At 49.6% G+C, this 20098-nt stretch carries 18 protein-coding genes; 3 read left to right on the top strand and 15 right to left on the bottom strand.

What is annotated here, in order from left to right; translation table 11 throughout:
* Positions 1-385: 385 nt before the first annotated feature.
* The 14 genes from ptsG to yceD form a co-directional block, all read right to left on the bottom strand.
* On the bottom strand, positions 386-1816 hold the full coding sequence (ptsG, locus tag ACZ5R2_RS07260) for a PTS glucose transporter subunit IIBC (RefSeq protein WP_464901631.1): 1431 nt from the start codon (positions 1814-1816) through the stop codon (positions 386-388).
* A 442-nt stretch (positions 1817-2258) separates the two neighbouring features.
* Entirely contained in the window at positions 2259-3029 is a 771-nt protein-coding gene (locus ACZ5R2_RS07255; protein ID WP_464901630.1) for a TatD family hydrolase, read from the bottom strand.
* Between the two features lie 8 nt (positions 3030-3037).
* Positions 3038-3988 (bottom strand): DNA polymerase III subunit delta', encoded by a 951-nt coding sequence (holB, locus tag ACZ5R2_RS07250; RefSeq protein WP_464901629.1) that lies wholly within the window; start codon positions 3986-3988, stop codon positions 3038-3040.
* Positions 3985-4623 carry a dTMP kinase gene (gene tmk / locus ACZ5R2_RS07245; RefSeq protein ID WP_464901628.1) on the bottom strand — a complete coding sequence of 213 codons (639 nt, stop codon included), beginning with the start codon at positions 4621-4623 and terminating at the stop codon, positions 3985-3987. The genes holB and tmk overlap by 4 nt, the downstream gene beginning before the upstream one ends.
* Positions 4623-5636, bottom strand: a complete 1014-nt coding sequence (mltG, locus tag ACZ5R2_RS07240) for an endolytic transglycosylase MltG (protein ID WP_464901627.1) — start codon at positions 5634-5636, stop codon at positions 4623-4625. The genes tmk and mltG overlap by 1 nt, the downstream gene beginning before the upstream one ends.
* Positions 5630-6436 carry an aminodeoxychorismate lyase gene (gene pabC, locus ACZ5R2_RS07235; protein ID WP_464901626.1) on the bottom strand — a complete coding sequence of 269 codons (807 nt, stop codon included), beginning with the start codon at positions 6434-6436 and terminating at the stop codon, positions 5630-5632. The genes mltG and pabC overlap by 7 nt, the downstream gene beginning before the upstream one ends.
* An 86-nt stretch (positions 6437-6522) precedes the next feature.
* The gene (gene fabF / locus ACZ5R2_RS07230; RefSeq protein WP_464901625.1) at positions 6523-7764 is read right to left on the bottom strand and encodes a beta-ketoacyl-ACP synthase II; all 1242 of its coding nucleotides are present in this window, start codon (positions 7762-7764) and stop codon (positions 6523-6525) included.
* Positions 7765-7856: 92 nt separating this feature from the next.
* On the bottom strand, positions 7857-8090 hold the full coding sequence (gene acpP, locus ACZ5R2_RS07225) for an acyl carrier protein (RefSeq protein WP_004406112.1): 234 nt from the start codon (positions 8088-8090) through the stop codon (positions 7857-7859).
* 234 nt (positions 8091-8324) lie between these two features.
* Entirely contained in the window at positions 8325-9059 is a 735-nt protein-coding gene (gene fabG, locus ACZ5R2_RS07220; protein WP_464902330.1) for a 3-oxoacyl-ACP reductase FabG, read from the bottom strand.
* 32 nt (positions 9060-9091) lie between these two features.
* On the bottom strand, positions 9092-10015 hold the full coding sequence (fabD, locus tag ACZ5R2_RS07215; RefSeq protein ID WP_464901624.1) for an ACP S-malonyltransferase: 924 nt from the start codon (positions 10013-10015) through the stop codon (positions 9092-9094).
* A 72-nt stretch (positions 10016-10087) separates the two neighbouring features.
* A complete protein-coding gene (locus tag ACZ5R2_RS07210) occupies positions 10088-11038 on the bottom strand; it encodes a beta-ketoacyl-ACP synthase III (RefSeq protein WP_464901623.1) in 951 nt (316 codons plus the stop codon).
* A 5-nt stretch (positions 11039-11043) separates the two neighbouring features.
* Positions 11044-12069, bottom strand: a complete 1026-nt coding sequence (plsX, locus tag ACZ5R2_RS07205; protein WP_464901622.1) for a phosphate acyltransferase PlsX — start codon at positions 12067-12069, stop codon at positions 11044-11046.
* 9 nt (positions 12070-12078) lie between these two features.
* Positions 12079-12249, bottom strand: a complete 171-nt coding sequence (rpmF, locus tag ACZ5R2_RS07200; RefSeq protein ID WP_014232495.1) for a 50S ribosomal protein L32 — start codon at positions 12247-12249, stop codon at positions 12079-12081.
* A gap of 31 nt (positions 12250-12280) precedes the next feature.
* Entirely contained in the window at positions 12281-12805 is a 525-nt protein-coding gene (gene yceD / locus ACZ5R2_RS07195) for a 23S rRNA accumulation protein YceD (RefSeq protein ID WP_464901621.1), read from the bottom strand.
* Positions 12806-12951: 146 nt separating this feature from the next.
* Between yceD and ACZ5R2_RS07190 the strand changes: the two genes are divergently transcribed.
* On the top strand, positions 12952-13539 hold the full coding sequence (locus ACZ5R2_RS07190) for a Maf family protein (RefSeq protein WP_464901620.1): 588 nt from the start codon (positions 12952-12954) through the stop codon (positions 13537-13539).
* 76 nt (positions 13540-13615) lie between these two features.
* Here ACZ5R2_RS07190 and rluC read toward each other — a convergent pair whose 3' ends face one another.
* Positions 13616-14560 carry a 23S rRNA pseudouridine(955/2504/2580) synthase RluC gene (gene rluC / locus ACZ5R2_RS07185; RefSeq protein WP_464901619.1) on the bottom strand — a complete coding sequence of 315 codons (945 nt, stop codon included), beginning with the start codon at positions 14558-14560 and terminating at the stop codon, positions 13616-13618.
* A 726-nt stretch (positions 14561-15286) separates the two neighbouring features.
* On the opposite strand from rluC, the gene rne reads away from it, so the two are divergent.
* Both rne and ACZ5R2_RS07175 read left to right on the top strand, forming a co-directional pair.
* Entirely contained in the window at positions 15287-18307 is a 3021-nt protein-coding gene (gene rne / locus ACZ5R2_RS07180; protein ID WP_464901618.1) for a ribonuclease E, read from the top strand.
* Between the two features lie 405 nt (positions 18308-18712).
* The gene (locus tag ACZ5R2_RS07175) at positions 18713-19999 is read left to right on the top strand and encodes an outer membrane protein transport protein (RefSeq protein WP_464901617.1); all 1287 of its coding nucleotides are present in this window, start codon (positions 18713-18715) and stop codon (positions 19997-19999) included.
* Positions 20000-20098 lie beyond the last annotated feature (99 nt).

Below are 20098 nucleotides of genomic sequence, written 5' to 3'. Positions count from 1 at the left end.
TTTCGTTTCTGAAAGCTTAATGCAACCAACGTTAATCGCGGACGACCTGTGCTATCACAACGACCCCTTCTCACTTCTCCACTCCTTCTCGCGTCTCCACTATAGAAGCGAGAGACTTGAGCTGGCTAGCGCCCTTCAAGAGCCGGGGTGGTCGTAATCGAGGGTAGTTACAGTGAAAAAGCGCCATACTTATGCGCTTTTCGTTTTTGAAAGCTCAAAGCTAGTGATGTTAATCGCAGATAACCTGTGCTTTCACAGCGACCACCTCTCGCTTCTCGACTCTCGATTCTCGATTCTCGATTCTCGATTCTCGATTCTCCCAAATCGGAAATAAAAAAAAGAGAGGCACTAAGCCTCTCTTTTTTTATTAACCGATTTGGGAAAATTAGTGGGATTTAATCCACTCATCCATTTCAGTTTTTAGGTTGTCAGACTTAGTACCGAAGATAGCCTGTACGCCGCCAGCGACAACAACCACACCGGCTGCGCCTAGCTGCTTAAGCTTGTCTTGGTCAACCGCTTCCGTGTCTGCTACTGCAACGCGTAGACGAGTGATACATGCGTCAAGACCTGTGATGTTTGCTTTGCCGCCGAACGCTGCTACAAGGTCAGAACCCATGTCAGAGCCTTGTGCTGCGCTTGCCGTTGCTTCGTCTTCGTCTTCACGACCTGGAGTCTTAAGATCCATTGCCTTGATAACTGCGCGGAATACTACGTAGTAGATAGCTGCGTAAACTAGACCTAGACCAACCATGATGCCCATGTTCTGCGCGTTACCTGATAGAACAGTGAAGTCAATCAGACCGTGTGAGAACGATGTACCGTGTACGATACCGAACGTGTTAGTTAGGAAGAATGCAGTACCCGCTAGTAGAGCGTGGATAGCGTATAGTACTGGCGCGACGAATAGGAATGAGAATTCGATTGGCTCAGTGATACCCGTTAGGAATGAAGTCAGTGCTGCTGACGCCATGATACCCATTACTTTTGCACGGTTCTCAGGCTTAGCAGAGTGCGCAATTGCGATTGCTGCTGCTGGTAGACCGAACATCTTAAACATGTAACCGCCCGCTAGCTGACCGAAGCCATTACCAGCTGCACGTGTTGCATCATCAGCCACTAGGTAACAAGTAAGAACGCCGTTGTTGATCTCGCCCGCTGCGTTAGCACATTGACCCGCTTCGAAGAAGAAAGGTACGTTCCACACGTGGTGCAGACCGAATGGGATCAGTGAACGCTCAACGATACCGTAGATACCAAATGCAACTTGTGGATTCTGCTCTGCCGCCCAGTGAGAGAAGGTAGAGATAGCGCCGCCAATTGGTGGCCAGATGATAGATAGTACAATACCCAGTGCAATCGCAGCGAAACCTGTGATGATTGGCACTGCACGCTTACCAGCGAAGAAGCCTAGGTATTCTGGAAGTTGGATCTTGAAGAAGCGGTTGAATGACCAAGCAGCTACACCACCGACTAGGATGCCACCTAGAACACCAGTATCGATGCTTTCAACGCCCATCACGTCAGCCATAACGCTTAGCGTTGCCGTCATGATACCGTAACCAACGATTGCAGCAAGACCTGCTACGCCGTCGTTGTTAGTAAAGCCAAGTGCTACACCTACTGCAAATAGTAGCGCCATTTGACCAAATACTGAACCACCCGCTTGTTCCATTAGGTGTGAAACAATCTCTGGAATGAATCCAAGGTTTGCTGCACCAACCCCTAATAGAATACCTGCAACTGGCAGTACTGATACTGGTAGCATCAGTGACTTACCGACTTTTTGCAGGTTTGCAAAAAGGTTTTTAAACATAGTTATGCTCCTGATAAAGTTTTTGTAATTGCTGAGGCCTAACGGCACACCCCCGCAGCCTTAATGTTAGTCCTCAGTGAAAATGTAATCATTTTTGTGCATTATATTTTCCGCCTCTAAATATATATTGAGCCTGTCGTGATTTGCTAGTTAACATGGGACTTTAATTTTAAAGTCTAAGTCAGATCACAATTAATATGGGCTTGAAAGCCACCCAATCACAACACATTTACAAATAAATACATGTACTTATACCGTATTTTGATTAATTTCACTCTACAAATAAAAACGTCATAATCTTTTTTCGCAAAGAACATTAAGTTCATCGCAACGAGCTGCACTAAAATCAGGATTCGTGCGAGTAGCATCACCTTAGCGGTTAAGTACTCGCCAACAAGCAAAAATAAGGGCGCCGATAGGCGCCCTTAGGTAGCGGAGTTTTTTATCTCCTCAAAAAAAGATCCCGGAAGTTTTCACTGGTTTGCTGCGCGATTTCGTTTATCGAGATGCCTTTTAACTGGGCAATATAGGCGGCAACCTCAACAACATACGCAGGTTGGTTCTCTTTACCGCGATGAGGCACAGGGGCAAGATACGGTGAATCGGTCTCTATCAATAGGCGATCGAGCGGCAAAGCGGTTACAACCTCTTTAAGCTCAGTCGCTTGACGGAAGGTGACGATCCCCGAGATTGAGATATAGAACCCAAGCTCCATTGCCTGCTGTGCAAAGCTCAGATCCTCAGTAAAGCAGTGGATCACTCCGCCACACTTGTGGGCTTGATGCTCACGCAAGATAGCTAAGGTATCTTCACGGGCCTGACGAGTATGAATGATCAGGGGTTTATTCAGCTCAACCGCCAAGTCCACCTGCTGACGGAAACGCTCCTGCTGGAGCTGCGCCGTTTCCGGTTTGTAGTGGTAATCGAGCCCCGTTTCACCAATCGCAACCACTCTTGGGCTCTCAGCGAAAGAGCGAAACTGCATGAGATCAAAATCACTCTCAACATCCAGCGGGTGCACACCACAAGAGGCATGCACTTGTGGAAATGGCTCGATCATCGCCAGCATGTTGGCAAAGGACTTCATGGTTACACCAACCGAGAGTAGCTCGGTCACCTTAGCTTGCTCTGCCTTGGCGATCACATCACTGAGATCAAGATGAAGGTCGTCATAATTAAGTTTGTCGAGATGACAATGGGAGTCTATAAACATGGTTTCTCTTAAAATGCCATTAACCACTCTAACAGCAGTAATTCACGGTTTAATCCAGAATGGGTGTTAAATTGGTCGATAAGTGTACTGAGCCGATGAGTCTGAGTATAGAGCAGTTGTTGCTCCACCAGCTTGGCAACCCGCTCAGCACCTGGAAGTTGCTGATCTGCTTTCAAGCCAAGCTGCGCTTTCTGCGCATCCGCCAACAGTAACCATAACCAGGTTAGCGTCATAGCGTAATCACTTGCCGCTACCTTGGCTACTTCATTCCACGCGCCAAACATCGGCTGCTCAAGAGCATTCACGAGGCTGCTCTCCAGCTTTTGATAGTCGCCCACCGCCTTATCAGTGATCAACTGCTGCGCAAGAAGCGGCGCTCCCCCAGCTAGGGTCAGTGCCAGCGGTGCGAGTTGACTGTCCGCTTGCTGCTTGAGCCACGATAGCCCTTGACTAAATTCTGGGGTGACAATATGCCACTGTTGACAACGACTGGTAATCGTTGGCAGCAACTGACTACCCTTTTCCACCGTGAGGACATAACTACAAGTTGCACTCGGCTCCTCAAGCGATTTAAGCAGCGCATTGGATGCAGACTCCGTCATCGCTTGCGCGTGATGAATCCAGATGATGCGTTGACCGGCCAATTGAGAGGCCTGCTGAGCCCATGCTTGGCATTGACGGATCTGCTCAACCGATATTGACTTACCTGGCTCGGGTGGAGCGACTTGGTGAAAATCAGGGTGCGTCCCGGCATCAAACAGATCGCAGCTATGACAGAAACCACACGCTTCTTCATTAGATGATTTACACAATAGTGTCTTAGCTAACACTTCGACCAGTGTTGACGCCCCCAAGCCACTTGCCGCGCTAAGCAAGCAAGCTTGAGTAAAACTGGCTTGAGTCAGTGACGGCTGCCACTGTTGCCAGAGTGGTTTAAGCCATGGGTAGAGTGTGTTCACGCAGATTCCTTGCTCAGCCAATCCGTCAGTTGACGCTCAATATCCGCCCCGACCTCGGCAATGCTTTGGCTGGCATCCACGATCAGCACTGAAGGATCTTGATTAGCCAGCGCCAAATAGCGCTCACGGGTTCGCTCAAAAAAGCTAATATCCATCTTCTCAATCCTGTCGAGCTCACCACGACCGCGGGCGCGCTCTAAACCAAGCTTAGGCTCGATATCCAGATACAAGGTCAGATTGGGTTTAAAGCCATCTAGCGCGATATCGCGCAGCGCAGTCATGGTTGATGCCGCAATGCCACGACCACCGCCCTGATAAGCTTGAGACGACATATCGTGACGATCACCAACAACCCAAGCCCCATTGGCTAGCGCTGGTTTGATCTTATTTTCTACCAATTGCACACGCGCTGCATACATCAGCAGTAGCTCAGTGGTATCGATCAACTCTTCACCCGCGTGCTCCTGTTTAACCAAGGTGCGTAAGGCCTCAGCCAATGAGGTGCCCCCCGGCTCACGGGTCTGTTGGATATCTTCCACCCCATGAGCCTTAAGTGTTTCGATCACGCAATTGATGGCCGTGCTCTTGCCCGCCCCTTCTAAACCCTCGATGACGATAAATTTAGCTGATTTCATTATTTGTTTCTTATATGACGTAAATAGGCTTGTACCGCGCGGTTATGTTCGGCAAGTGTTTTTGAGAACACATGCCCGCCCGTGCCGCTGGCAACAAAATAGAAATAATCACTGTCTTCTGGGTTGAGCGCCGCTTCAAGAGACGCAACCCCCACCATGGCAATTGGCGTTGGTGGCAGACCATTAATAATATACGTATTGTACGGCGTTGGTGTATCCAGTCCCTTACGACCAATCCGACCTTGATAAGTATCACCCATACCATAAATCACGGTTGGGTCCGTTTGGAGGCGCATGCCAACATTCAAGCGATTAACAAACACCGCAGATACGCGGGGACGCTCTTCGGCAACCGAGGTCTCTTTCTCAATTATCGAGGCTAAGATCAATGCCTCGTAAGGCGTCTCGAGTGGCAGATCTTCTTGCTTGTCCGCCCAAATACGTTCAAGGTGAGATTGCAAAGAGCGATTCGCTCTGCGCAAAATATCCAAATCACTAGTACCTTGGGTATAGTTATAGGTTTCAGCAAGAAGAAGTCCTTCGAGTTTGTCGCGCTCAATGCCAAGTTCCGCCGCTATATCTGCCTCGCTCATATCTTGAGTGACAACTTCTAAGCCCTTGGCAACGGCGAGCTGGCCGCGCCACTCCTCAAAACGGCTACCTTCGACAAACGTAATCGAATACTGGTGCTCTCGCCCAGAAACCACTAGCTCAAGAAGCTGCTTGAGATTCATATCTGGCGTGACAGAGAAAGTACCTACCTTAATATCCACAAGCTCGGGTTCAAGATGACGCACTAGACGACCAAACGGTGATGCCTCGACCCAGCCTTGTGCCACCACCTGATTGATGACGCTATTGACATTGGCACCGCGGCGCACAGGAAGCATCTCTGGCGCTTCAATATCAACCGGTTGAGCAAGGAATTGCTCGAGTTGCTGCTGGGCATAGAAAAACGTACCGGCAGCCATCACCGATACTAAAAGGAGAAAAATAAACAGTTTTTTTAACACGACATATAACTCTTGCGTAGTTGCTCGGCAAGTGGACCAAATGAAAAAGCATGGTGCGCGATTTTACGCACTGGCGCAACGCCTATTAACGCATTGGTCAGATAAACTTCGTCAGCACAAAGTAAATCTTGCAGGCTAAAGCTACCGACTTTGACCTGATGCCCAAACTGCTCAGCATGATTGACGACAAAATTCCGCGCAACACCTTCCACGCCAGCCTGTTCGATTTTCGGCGTGTAAAGTACATCCCCGCGACGCCAGAAAATATTCGCCATCGTGGTCTCGACCACATGTTGATTGAGATCGCACACCACCCCGTCGACAACGCCCTGCTGCTCCATCTCTGCTTTGAGCATCACCTGCTCAAGACGGTTATTATGCTTTATTCCTGCGAGCATAGGATTAAGCCCCAGCTGTTGCTGACAAATACCCAGCTCAACACCCGTTTGATACCAGTTTTGGTAATGTGCCGGAAACGCAAACGAGCTCACCGTCACCATCGGAGCGTCACAACCAGTGGGGCTGTATCCACGCCCACCCTGACCACGGCTGATGTGCAGCTTGATACCCGCGAGTGGCTCAGTGCTCATCACCTGTGCCAGCCAAAGCTCTACGTTGGGCCAGTCTGGCTCGGGGATCGCGAGTCTAAACAAGCCCCGCTTAAGGCGAGCCAAATGATCTTGCCAGCGGACAAGAGTGCCATTACGAGTGAGAATCGTCGTGAACACCCCATCGCCATACTGAAATGAGCGATCGCGCACGCTGATGTCATGGTTTTTTTGACCATCGACCAAATACACAGGCTGACTCCTTTCCTTGCTACAAAAAACAAAACGGCTTAATGCTAAGCATCAAGCCGTTAGAAAACAAGTGTCACGCGAGCAGATTAGATCTTCTTGAAGATCAGCGAGCCGTTTGTGCCACCAAAACCAAATGAGTTACACAGCGCGTATTCCATCTCAACATCGCGCGCAGTGTGCGGCGCTAGATCAATATCAAGCCCCTCTTCTGGATCATCGAGGTTAATGGTTGGTGCAACTTTCTGATCGACCAGTGACATCACAGTGATAATTGCTTCGACCGAGCCGGCTGCACCCAATAGGTGACCTGTCATTGACTTGGTCGACGAAACCACAACTTGTTTAGCACCCTCTTCGCCAAGCGCACGCTTGATGCCCTTGATTTCAGCCACATCACCTTGAGGTGTTGAGGTGCCGTGTGCATTGACGTAACCGATTTGTGTGCCGTCAATACCCGCATCGCGCATCGCCGCTTCCATCGCTAGAGCGCCGCCTGAGCCATCTTCGCTCGGTGAGGTCATGTGGTAAGCGTCACCTGACATACCAAAGCCAACCAGCTCAGCGTAAATTTTCGCGCCGCGCGCTTTCGCGTGTTCGTACTCTTCTAGCACCATGATGCCCGCGCCGTCACCAAGAACAAAACCATCACGGCCTTTATCCCATGGACGAGACGCCTTTTGCGGTTCATCATTGCGTGTTGACAACGCTTTCGCTGCACCAAAACCCGCCATACCCAGTGGAGTTGACGCCTTCTCTGAACCACCACACACCATTGCATCAGCATCACCATACGCAATCATACGTGCTGCATGGCCGATGTTGTGAAGACCCGTTGTACACGCCGTTGCGATCGCAATGTTTGGACCACGCAAACCACGCATAATAGAAAGATTACCAGCAACCATATTAACGATGGTTGAAGGAACAAAGAATGGACTCACTTTACGTGGGCCTTTCTGTGTTAGAGCGGTGTGCGCCGCTTCGATAAGGTCTAAGCCGCCGATACCAGAGCCAATCGCCACACCAACGCGGTGAGCGTTGTCTGGGTTAACTTCTAGTCCAGAATCATCAAGGGCCTGGATACCCGCTGCGATACCGTACTGGATAAACAAATCCATCTTACGAGCATCTTTCTTAGACATGTACTCGGTGCAATCAAAGTCTTTAACTAGACCTGCAAAACGAGTAGCAAAATTTTCGGTTTCAAAGTGATCAATATTGACAATGCCACTTTGACCTTCAAGCAGGGCCTTCCATGAAGATTCAACAGTGTTGCCTACCGGTGACAACATACCCATGCCAGTGACAACGACGCGACGCTTGGACACGATCTTATTCTCCGGGGTGTAAATGTTTCTATGAGGGAATAGAAGAGACTAATTAAAACACAGGCGGCCAGAGGGCCGCCTGGGAGAGTAAATTACTGAGCGCTGTTTACGTAGTCGATTGCAGCTTGAACAGTAGTGATTTTCTCTGCTTCTTCATCAGGAATCTCAGTGTCGAATTCCTCTTCTAGAGCCATAACTAGCTCAACAGTGTCTAGAGAGTCCGCACCTAGATCGTCAACAAAAGAAGCTTCGTTTTTAACTTCTGCTTCGTCTACACCTAGCTGTTCAACAATGATTTTTTTTACGCGTTCTTCGATGTTGCTCATTTTTAATTTTCCTTTACAGATGTCGCCTAAATGCGATGTTTCCGTAGTTTATTAGAACTAATGAAAGTTGCAAGGGGGTCCTTGCTGGTCAAACCACGATTTTTGCGATTTTAACCGAAATTCAGCTCATTTTTGACCTATATCATGCACATTTTATGTGCAAGACTTAACCAAAACTGGGGGGAGTTTAGCGCAATAATATCAACTATTGTCTAAACTCAACCAACTTTAGCATTAAACCATGTACATGCCACCATTTACATGCAAAGTTTCGCCAGTTATGTAACCTGCCTCAGGTGATGCAAGGAATGCCACTGCTGATGCGATCTCTTTCGGGTCACCAAGACGGCCCGCTGGTACGTTAGCCAGTGTTGCCGCACGCTGCTCATCGTTAAGTGCTTTGGTCATATCCGTCTCGATAAAACCAGGAGCAACCGTGTTCACCGTCACGCCACGTGAAGCCACTTCACGCGCCATCGATTTAGTGAAGCCGATCACGCCCGCTTTAGCCGCCGCGTAGTTCGCTTGACCTGCATTACCCATAGTGCCGACAACCGAGCCGACGTTAATGATGCGGCCCGCACGCTTTTTCATCATGCCGCGCAGTACCGCTTTTGACATACGGTAGATTGGCGTCAGGTTGGTGTTGATGATGTCATCCCACTCTGAATCTTTCATGCGCATCAATAGATTGTCACGAGTGATACCCGCGTTGTTGACCAGAATGTCGATCGCGCCGAACTCAGCGTTGATCGCTTTCAAGGTCGACTCAACAGATTCAACGTCAGTCACGTTAAGTGCCATTCCTTTGCCGTTATCGCCTAAATAGTCACTAATCGCAGTCGCACCGCCTTCTGAGGTTGCTGTACCGATCACAGTTGCACCGCGCTCAACCAGCAATTCTGCGATCGCACGGCCAATGCCGCGGCTTGCACCGGTTACCAGTGCAACCTTGCCTTCTAGGTTCATCATTGTTGTTTTCCCTTAATGGTATTGAACACTTACTTGGCTGCGTCTAGCGACGCAACATCGTTCACTGCCGCAGCAGTCAGTGCTTTCACAATTCGTTTGGTTAGACCAGTCAGAACCTTGCCTGGGCCAAGCTCTAGCAGTTTTTCGACGCCTTGCTCGTGCATCAGTTGTACACTTTCCGTCCAGCGAACTGGGCTGTACAGCTGACGAACTAGGGCTTGCTTGATTTTTGCAGGATCGGTCTCAGCAGCCACATCAACGTTGTTGATCACAGGCAGTGCTGGCTGGTTGAACTCGATCTCTTCCAGTGCAAGGGCCAGTTTATCTGCAGCTGGCTTCATCAAAGCACAGTGTGACGGCACAGACACTGGCAACGGCAACGCACGCTTAGCGCCTGCTTCTTTACACAACGCACCAGCACGTTCAACCGCAGCTTTACTGCCCGCAATCACAACCTGACCCGGCGAGTTAAAGTTTACTGGTGACACGACATCACCTTGCGCCGCCTCTTCACAAGCCTTGGCAATCGCCTCGTCATCCAAGCCGATGATGGCGTACATAGCGCCCGTTCCTGCAGGAACCGCTTCTTGCATCAATTGACCACGCAGCGCAACCAGTTTGATCGCTTGTTTAAAATCAATCACGCCAGCACAAACCAGTGCTGAGTACTCGCCTAGACTGTGGCCAGCAAGATTAGCAGGCTGCTCTAGACCCAGCTCTTGCCATACGCGCCAAATAGCAACAGATGAAGCCAAAAGGGCTGGCTGAGTGCGGAAGGTTTGGTTGAGATCTTCAACTGGGCCGTCTTGTACCAACGCCCAAAGGTCGTAGCCAAGCGCTTCAGATGCCTCAGCAAAGGTCTGTTTGACCACTTCATACTGCTCAGCAAGATCGGCTAGCATACCAACCGCTTGTGAGCCTTGACCTGGAAATACGATAGCAAACTTGCTCATGTTCTTTTCCTTAAGCAATAAAATTGAATCTCAGCCACCGACACAACAGTGCCGATGGCTAAATTAGAGAGATTAGAATTTCACCAGGGCAGAGCCCCAGGTGAAGCCACCACCAAATGCCTCTAGCAGTAGCATTTGACCACGCTTGATGCGTCCATCACGCACCGCTTCATCAAGAGCCGTCGGTACCGTGGCTGCCGAGGTGTTACCGTGTTTATCGAGGGTAATCACTACTTGGTCTAGTGACATCGCGAGTTTTTTCGCCGTCGCCGAAATAATTCGGTAGTTTGCCTGGTGAGGGACCAGCCAATCGAGCTCGGTTTTGTGCATATCGTTGGCCGCCAGCGTATCTTTAACCAGCTTTGATAGCTGGGTGACTGCGACTTTAAACACCTCATTACCTGCCATGTGTAACCACTTATCTGGATCACCACCATGCTCAGGGTATTCAAGGCTGAGCAGATCACCAAAGCGGCCATCTGCATTAATATGGGTAGACAAAATTCCAGGCTCTTTGCTCGCGCCAATCACAACGGCACCCGCGGCATCACCAAATAGGATCACGGTCGAGCGGTCGGTTGGGTCGCACGTCTTGGATAGGGCGTCAGCACCAATCACAAGTACATTCTTGCACATACCGGTCTTGACGTGCTGGTCTGCGATAGACAGCGCATACATAAAGCCAGAGCAGGCTGCTGCGACATCAAAGGCCGGACAGCCTTGGATACCTAATTTGGCTTGCACCTGACATGCAGATGACGGAAACGCGTGGCTGCCGCTGGTGGTGGCAACAATGATCATATCAATATCGTTTTTATCGATCGCGGCCATTTCGATAGCGTTCTCTGCCGCTAAGTGTGCCATATCGGCGACCGTTTCATTCTCAGCAGCAATGCGACGCTCTTTGATACCCGTGCGGGTAACAATCCACTCATCACTGGTCTCTACCATTTTCTCTAGATCTGCGTTAGTACGCACCTGAGACGGCAGGTAGCTGCCAGTACCTAAAATTTTGCTAAACATGAAGACTAATAATGCCTCTCGAGTAATACCGCTTCCAGACGATCACTGATGCGGCTCGGTATTTGTCGTTTTACCTCGTTGACTGCTTCACCAATTGCATTGGTAAACGCGGTAACATCGGCACTTCCATGACTTTTTATAACAATGCCGCGCAATCCTAGCAAACTTGCACCGTTATACTGGTCGGGGTTCAGTGTTTTTAGTTGGGTAAATAGTTCGGGGAGTAAACATCGCAGCAACCAACCACGAATGGTGGCCTTCGCCGTCCAACTTTTCAGCTTGTCAACCACCAACTGGGCGGTACCTTCACAGGTTTTAAGACAAACATTACCCACAAACCCATCACACACTATCACATCTGCGACATCATTAAAGATCTGATTTCCTTCGATATAGCCGACATAATTAATCGCTTCGCTGTGGGTGAGCATCTCTGAGCAACGTTTGACCTGATCGTTACCTTTGATCTCCTCCTCACCAATATTGAGCAGGGCAACTCGCGGTGGTACTGCGAGGTTATTTTCCCCCAAAGCGCTGCCCATCACGGCAAACTGAAATAAGGAATCCGCATCACAAGAGATATTGGCGCCCAAATCGAGCATCCAGGTACGTTTACCCGTGATACTTGGTAAAGCGGTGACCAGTGCAGGTCGTTCAATACCTGGTAGCAGTTTGAGTTTAAAGCGTGACAGTGCCATCAAGGCGCCGGTGTTGCCTCCGCTAACAACCGCGTCCGCTTTACCTTGTGCTACAAGGTCGAGACACACGGCCATTGAGCTGCGTTGATAATGACGCAGTGCGACTGAGGGTTTTTCGTGGTTTGAGATGACTTGATCGGCATGACAAATGCTCAGCTGAGCGTTTTCACTGCGGCCAAGTTGAGAAAGCTGGGTGGAAATCGATTGATGATCACCGACAAGGATCACTTTTAGCGCTGGGAAATGCGACAGTGCCTGCACGGCGGCAGGCACTGTAACGCGAGGACCGAAGTCTCCGCCCATTGCATCAAGTGCAACGGTTATATTTTGCAAAGGTCAACCTTACTTGTTGATAACCTTTTTGCCACGGTAGTAACCTTCAGCAGTTACATTGTGACGTAGGTGAGTTTCACCTGAAGTCGCGTCTACAGATAGAGCAGCTGTAGTTAGCGCATCGTGTGAACGACGCATACCACGCTTAGAACGAGTTTTACGGTTTTTCTGTACGGCCATTGACCCTACTCCTGTGCTAATGTCTAGAGAATTACTTCTTTAGACTTTTTAAAACATCGAATGGATTCGGTTTGTCTTCCACAATTTCTTCTGGAATCTCACCAAAAACCAGGTTGTTTGAGTTAACGCTACAATCCGCTTCGTCATGCATGGCTATTTGAGGCAATGCTAGGATGAACTCGTCTTCAACTAACTGAATCAGGTCTAACTCACCGTACTCGTTCAGATCTACCAAATCGTACTCTTCCGGTGCTTCCTCTTCACTTTTCTCACTATAGTAGGGAGTATAAGTGAATTGGACTTCACACAAATGTGTGAAAACCTCATTACAGCGTTGACACTCAAGGTCGACTTCGATGTTAGCTTTACCAGAGATAACAACCAGTCGTTGTTCATCATGCCCAAATGACACGTTGACTTGTGCGTCGCGTTTTACGCCTTCGACTGACTCCTCTAATCGCTTAAAAAGACTGACTTGGATGATGCCATCGAAATCGAGTCGTTTTTGCGCGGTTTTTTGGGGATCAACCGTTCGCGGTATTTTTACCTTTTGCATAGGGCGCGAATATTATCTTCCAATTAAAAATTAGTCAAAGGAAAAGGCAAAAAAGTTGGAGTTTTTTTGCCTTTGGCTAGCGTTACAATTCTATCATCGATATTGTGTCTACCCAACTCACACTTTTGACAGCAAGTGATTAAAAAATGACACATTACCAAATTGTTTTAGCATCGACTTCGCCATTTCGTCAATCTCTGCTCGCCAAGCTCGAGTTGCCTTTTGTCACCGCTCAGCCCGATTGCGACGAAACCCCTCTCGACAATGAGACGCCACAGCAGTTAGTCACCCGCCTTGCTGAGCAAAAAGCGCGGTCGTGCATCGGTGATGAAACACAACCGCGTCTTATCATTGGCTCCGATCAGGTGTGCGTGATCAATGGGCAAATCATTGGTAAGCCGCATACCCGTGAGCGAGCCATAGAGCAACTGAGCGAACAAAGTGGCCAGGTGATCACCTTTTACACTGGGCTTAGCCTTATTAATAGTGTGACGGGCGAGGCCCAAACGACTGTCGAGCCATTCCATGTTCATTTTCGTACGCTCACCCAAGTGCAGATCGAGCGCTATGTTGATAAAGAGCAGCCACTCAATTGCGCCGGCAGTTTTAAAAGTGAAGGACTTGGCATCAGCTTGTTTGAGCGCTTGGAGGGCAAAGATCCCAACACGCTAGTGGGCCTGCCACTGATTACCTTGACTGATATGCTTGCCAATCAGGGAATCAACGTACTTTAAGCGCATAGTGCTCTAAAACAATAGTGCTCTAAAGCAATAGTGCCCGTTAGTTTGCACACAGCTATTTTGTACGCCGTTATTTTGCACGCAGCCCGGTCAGCACGCGCTCCAGCTTGGCCTCCATTGGTGCGTCTATCTCCATCCACTGCTCGGTTTTAGGGTGGATAAAGCGAATATTGGCCGCATGCAAGAACAGGCGGTCCAAGCCCACTTTACCGGTGTACGCATCAAAGCGGCGGTCCCCGTAGCGGTCATCCCATGCAATAGGGTGGCCGGTATACTGAGTGTGCACGCGGATCTGGTGGGTACGGCCCGTGATTGGGCTGGCTTGCAATAAGGTTGCGTGTTCAAACTGCTCAAGAATTTTAAACCGCGTCTCCGATGGTTTACCGTTTGGATTAACGCGAACAATACTGTTGACCTCATTTTTGAGCAAAGGCGCCGTCACTACCTTGCAGCTTGGCTTCCAGTTACCCATTACCAACGCAAAGTAGAATTTCTTCACGGTTTTTTCGCGAAACTGTGCCTGAAGGTGACGCAGTGCCGAGCGCTTTTTTGCCACCAATAAGATGCCAGAGGTATCTCGGTCAATACGGTGCACCAACTCGAGAAAACGCGCCTCGGGTCTTAGCGCACGCAGCGCCTCAATCGCGCCAAACTTTAGGCCACTGCCACCATGAACGGCGGTGCCCGATGGCTTATTGAGGATCAGCATATGTTCATCCTCAAAGATGATGTTGTGCTCAAGCTCAGCGACTTTATTTAACTTGGTGCTTGGGGCTTGGGTTTCTTCTGTCACCGGCAAGGTCACTGGCGGGATACGCACGACATCGCCCGCTTGCAACTTATATTCGGCTTTGATGCGCTTTTTGTTTACACGCACTTCTCCCTTGCGCACAATTCGATACACCATGCTCTTTGGCAAATTTTTAAGCTGATTGCGCAGAAAGTTATCAATTCTCTGACCTGCCATATCCTCATCGATGTCGATAAGTTGGACTTTCGTTCTAATTTCATTCATTTAGATTTGCTCAAGGGAAGTTCGTAAACACGATTAGCGGCAGTTTACCATCCAAAACCGGTCTAATTCACATTATTTATCCTGTTAATCGTTTCAAATCGGTTCGATTTGGTCGAGATTGTTGTTCAAGCAATGGATGTGGATAATCTCTGCACACCTATCGCTGGTAAAACCACCAATCATCGACAGAATGGGGCTTGGGGTCACAGTGATTGAATTATTTTGCGCTATTTTCGCCTGTTTATAACAAAGCAGATTGCTGACTTTTGTTGTCACTGCTATAGTTCAGTTCTGCAACTGGTGCAGAAGTCATTTTACGACTACCTTTGCACTAACTCATCAGTACTTTAGCTAGTACATCCTGACCTTCACTCCTCCTGACTCGATCCGACTTACGGTTAATTCGTAGTCCTCGTCAGAGAATGAAGTTACCCAGCGATATGAGAGAAGCAAAACCAAAGAGTAGACACTTTGTCTCGGATTGCCGCATCGGGCGTAAGACAATCTTGAGCAAAGATAAGCTTGCTGTTCTACTCGGGAACATTCGTGTTGAGTATCTCCACACTATTGTGGGTCACCCGTCAGCCTACTGTGCGGCCGGTGATAACTGAAGCGTCCACGAGCATCCCTCCAGCCGGGAGGCTGCAACTATGTAACCACGGGATCTGACGCCGCGAATGGGCAAGCAGCAAGCAACAAAATGAAAAAGATAACGAGATTGTTTAAATGAAAAGAATGTTAATTAACGCAACTCAAAAAGAAGAGTTGCGCGTTGCGCTGGTCGACGGCCAAAAACTGTTCGACCTTGATATTGAAAGTCCTGGACACGAATCCAAGAAAGCCAATATTTATAAAGGCCGCATCACCCGAATTGAACCAAGTCTTGAAGCTGCTTTTGTTGATTATGGCGCTGAGCGACACGGTTTCCTCCCACTAAAAGAAATTGCTCGCGAATACTTCCCAGAAGGCTATAGCTACCAAGGTCGCCCTAGCATCAAAGAAGTCCTGAAAGAAGGTCAGGAAGTCATTGTTCAGGTCGAAAAAGAAGAACGTGGTAACAAAGGCGCAGCCCTAACCACCTTCGTCTCACTCGCCGGTAGCTACCTAGTCCTAATGCCAAACAACCCTCGTGCCGGTGGTATTTCTCGCCGCATCGAAGGCGATGAGCGTACCCAACTGAAAGCAGCACTGAGCACACTTGAACTGCCACAAGGTATGGGCCTTATCGTTCGTACCGCCGGTGTTGGTAAGAGCGCAGAAGAGCTTGAGTGGGACCTAAACGTTCTGCTTAATCACTGGGGCGCAATCAAGCAAGCTTCTGATTCAAACGCTGCACCGTTTTTGATCCACCAAGAGAGTAACGTGATTGTTCGTGCAATCCGTGACTACTTGCGCCGCGATATCGGTGAGATCCTGATCGACAGCAACACTATCTACGAGCGTGCGGTTGAGCACATTCGTCTGGTTCGCCCTGACTTCATTAACCGTGTTAAGAAGTACGACGGTGAAGTACCGCTATTTAGCCACTATCAAATCGAAAGCCAAATCGAGTCTGCGTTCCAACGTGAAGTTCGCCTACCTTCTGGCGGCTCAATTGTTATCGACCCGACTGAAGCTCTAACCTCGATCGATATCAACTCAGCACGCGCGACGAAAGGCGGTGATATCGAAGAAACCGCACTCAACACCAACCTTGAAGCAGCCGATGAGATTGCTCGCCAGTTACGTCTACGCGACCTTGGTGGCTTGGTGGTTATCGACTTTATCGATATGACCCCTGTCCGTCACCAGCGCGAGGTTGAGAACCGCCTGCGTGATGCTGTGCGCCTTGATCGCGCTCGTGTTCAGATTGGTCGTATCTCACGCTTTGGTCTGCTTGAGATGTCACGTCAGCGCCTAAGCCCTTCATTGGCTGAGGCCAGCCACCACATCTGTCCGCGCTGTAGCGGCACCGGCGTAGTGCGTGACAACGAGTCACTGGCACTGTCAGTCCTGCGTTTGATTGAAGAAGAAGCGCTTAAAGACAACACCTCACAAGTTCTGGCTGTGGTACCGGTGTCGATTGCCTCATATCTGCTTAACGAGAAACGCCGCTCTGTTAATCACATCGAACGCAACCAAGAAGTTAAGATCACCATCGTACCAAACTCAGATATGGAGACCCCACACTTTGAGGTTATCCGTGTTCGCGATGGTGAAGAGCAAAACATCCTTTCTTACCTCGTGCCGAAAAAGCTTGAGGCAATGAAAGAAGCTGAAGCACGCGATGCGGGCGAGAGCGAAACTAAAGTTAAGAAGGTTGAAGAGCCGGTACTAAAAGGCTTTGCTGCTCCTGAAAAGGTGGCTCCAGCGCCAGTGGCTCCTGCTCCTGCTGCGCCAAGCAAACCAGCGGTTGCTGCGAAAGAGAGCCAAGGCTCAGGCCTATCGCGCTTCTTCAAAGCGATTACTAGCTTCCTATTTGGTTCATCTGAAGAGAAAGAGCCAGAGAAGAAAGATGTCGTAGAAGAGAAGCCACGCTCAAACAACCGTCAGCGCCGTGGTAATCGCAACGACCAACGTCGTCGTAATAACCGCGATAACCGTGATCGTGATAGCCGCGATAATCGTGACAACCGCGATAAGAATAAGCGTAGACCAACGCGCGATGAGAAACCTGAGCAGCAAGATGCACAGGCAAAAGGCGCAGAGAAGAAACCGTCTCGCAAGCCACGACAAGATCGTCGTAACAAGCGTGATGAGTCAAACAAGCCTTCTAAAGTGGAAGAGCAAGGCCTACAAATTGCTGCTGATGCGCAAACCGATAAGCCAGAATCACCACGTAAAGAAGAAAAAGCGAATCGCATCAAGGAGCGTCGTCAACGTCGCAAGCTGAACAAGAGCATTCGCGTTAAAGATCAAGCCGAGCAGCAAGCTCAGCCAGTCGAGAAAGCGAGCGAAGTTGCGGAAGTAAAAGCAGCACGTAAGCCTGAAAAAGCCAAGTCTCAATCAGCTGCAGAAACCGCTGCAAGCGATGACAACGCACAAAATGGTGAGAAGAAAGGCCGTCGTAACCGCCGCTCTCCACGCCACCTACGTGCGAGTGGTCAGCGCCGCCGTCGCGGTCGCGATCGTCGTCCTAATCCATTCCGTCTGCGTGCAGGTGGTGTTGCCTCTCCAGAGATGGCGATGGGTAAAGTGATGCCGAAATACGACTTGCCTAAGCCAGGTGCTAAGAAGTCACGCAAGGGTAACCAAGCGGTGGCTCCTATTGGCGGTGTAGCTTGCCCTGAGATGTCGATGGGTAAAGTGATTGTTTACCGCGCGCCTGCAGCTAAGACAAAAGCGCCAAAGGCAGCGAAGAAACAAGCGGTTGAAACTCCAGTGGTTAAGAACACAGCTGTTGTTGAGACCCCAGTCGTTGAAGCAACAAAGCGTTTGATCGTGCCAGCAGTAGTGAATCCAGTGATTGTTTCTAAGCCACAAGCAGCTAAGCCTGCACCAGTGCAAGAAACAAAAACAGCGCCTGTGAAGCCAACTGCAGCGAAACAAGACGCCGTCAAGGCCGCCCCAGCTGCTGCCAAGCAGACAAAGGCAGCCCTGAAAGGTCACGCACAAGCTGCAATGGCAAAAGCCGCTGGTCCACAAGAGATCAAAGAGATCGAAGTGGTTGCTGCCCCACTACGCACTGAGCGTTATCAGCAAAAAGGCGCAGGTAGCCAGGTTGCTCGTAACCAAGCCGGTGCTGCGATGACCAAACCGAACTTCTAATCTGTTAGAATCGTTCGTTAATAAAAAAACCCGCTTCGTGCGGGTTTTTTTAGATTCGAGAGTCGAGACCGGGCTTTGCCCTGCGAGTACGCTTTGCTCGAGGGGGGCAATACTTGACAGCGGCGGCCACGGCTGCAAAAATTTCTCGCCTCTCGCCTCTCGCCTCTCGCCTCTCGCCCCTGAGTTTTTTCAGCGTACACGCGTCACACCAGTCGGCTCTTCCATACTACATCTGTACGCCCAATACTCTGATATAACTCAGACCGACTAGATATATACACTACTTAATTAAACACAGTCAGCATAAATCACTAAATGTTACACTTTGAAAGAAAATAAGTGTTCTCTCTTCGCTTGTGCCCTTACCATTCCGTGCCACAATAAACGCACTTCAGCGAACAAATAATGAAATATACACGGACACTTTTAGCTCTTTCACTTCCTTTTACCTATACACTGATCGCAGGTAACGCGCACGCTGCTGGCTTCCAGCTAGCCGAGTATTCGGCAACGGGGCTTGGTCGCGCTTATGCGGGAGAGGCGGCGATTGCCGACAATGCCAGTGCGCAATGGCGTAATCCTGCGCTTCTGACTCAGCTTACAGGCACTCAGGTTTCGTTTGGGGCAATTTATGTTGACCCGAATATAAGTGTTGATGGTGAGGTGACCACTAAGTTACTTGGCCAGACCCACCGCGCTCAAGCAAAAGACTTTGCTGATAGTGCTATAATCCCTAACTTTTATCTTAGCCATCAGCTTAACGATCTATGGTTTGTTGGCTTTGCTGCCGGGACAAATTATGGTATGGAAGCTGATCTCGGAAGCGATTTCGCTGCATCACATTTTGGTGATCGAGCCTCCATCACGACAATGGAACTTAACGCAAACATCGCTTATCAACTAAATTCCAAGTTTAGCTTTGGGGCCGGTCTTCGTTATATTCTTGCCGAGGGTCACTTTGGCGCAACCGCCCCTGACCATAGTTTGATTGGTGGAACAACGCTTAAATATATGGAAGGTGATACCACTGATTGGGGCTGGCAAGCAGGCGCCACTTGGCAGATCAGCCAGACGCACCGAATCGGTATGGCTTACAAATCTGAGGTTGACCTAACACTTGAGGGGCACGCAGAAGGCATTGGATTCCTTGCACCTGCCGGTAGTAAGAAAAAAGGAACCATGGACTTACCCCTTCCTGCCACTTTTGAATTGGCGAGCTTCCATCAACTCAGCGAACACTGGGCGATGCACGCGAGTGTCAACTGGACCAACTGGAGCGCATTTGACAAACTCGAAGCCAATCTAGACGACCGCGACACACCGTCGATGGTTAAGGTAGAAAACTGGCGCGACAACTATCGCTTTGCCCTCGGTACGACCTACCAAGCAAGCTCAAAGGTAACACTGCGCTCTGGTGTCGCCTATGACACGTCAGCCGTCTCCGACAAAAACCGCACCATCACCATCCCAGAAACCGACCGCTTATGGCTAAGCCTTGGCGGCAGCTATCAATGGTCCAAACAGTGGACCTTAGACGGCGGTATCACTTATATCAAAGCGAAAGATGCGGATGTGACGGAGTCACGCGGTTACCCATCAGATGACCTTGCAGAGTGGTTCGGCGGTAGCTTCACCGGCCAAATCACCGGCCACGTCTGGCTAGCCGGCATCCAAGCGAATTATAGATTTTAAGCGTTAACAAACAAAAACGCATGAGTCGTGGGGGAAACGAGGACTTTCCAAACACGCCCCCTCGACTCTCGTCTCTCGCAGCGACGCGATCTCGCCTCT

The sequence above is a fragment of the Vibrio sabulosilitoris genome, assembly GCF_055391395.1.
This window is presented reverse-complemented; position numbering and strand designations above follow the sequence as displayed.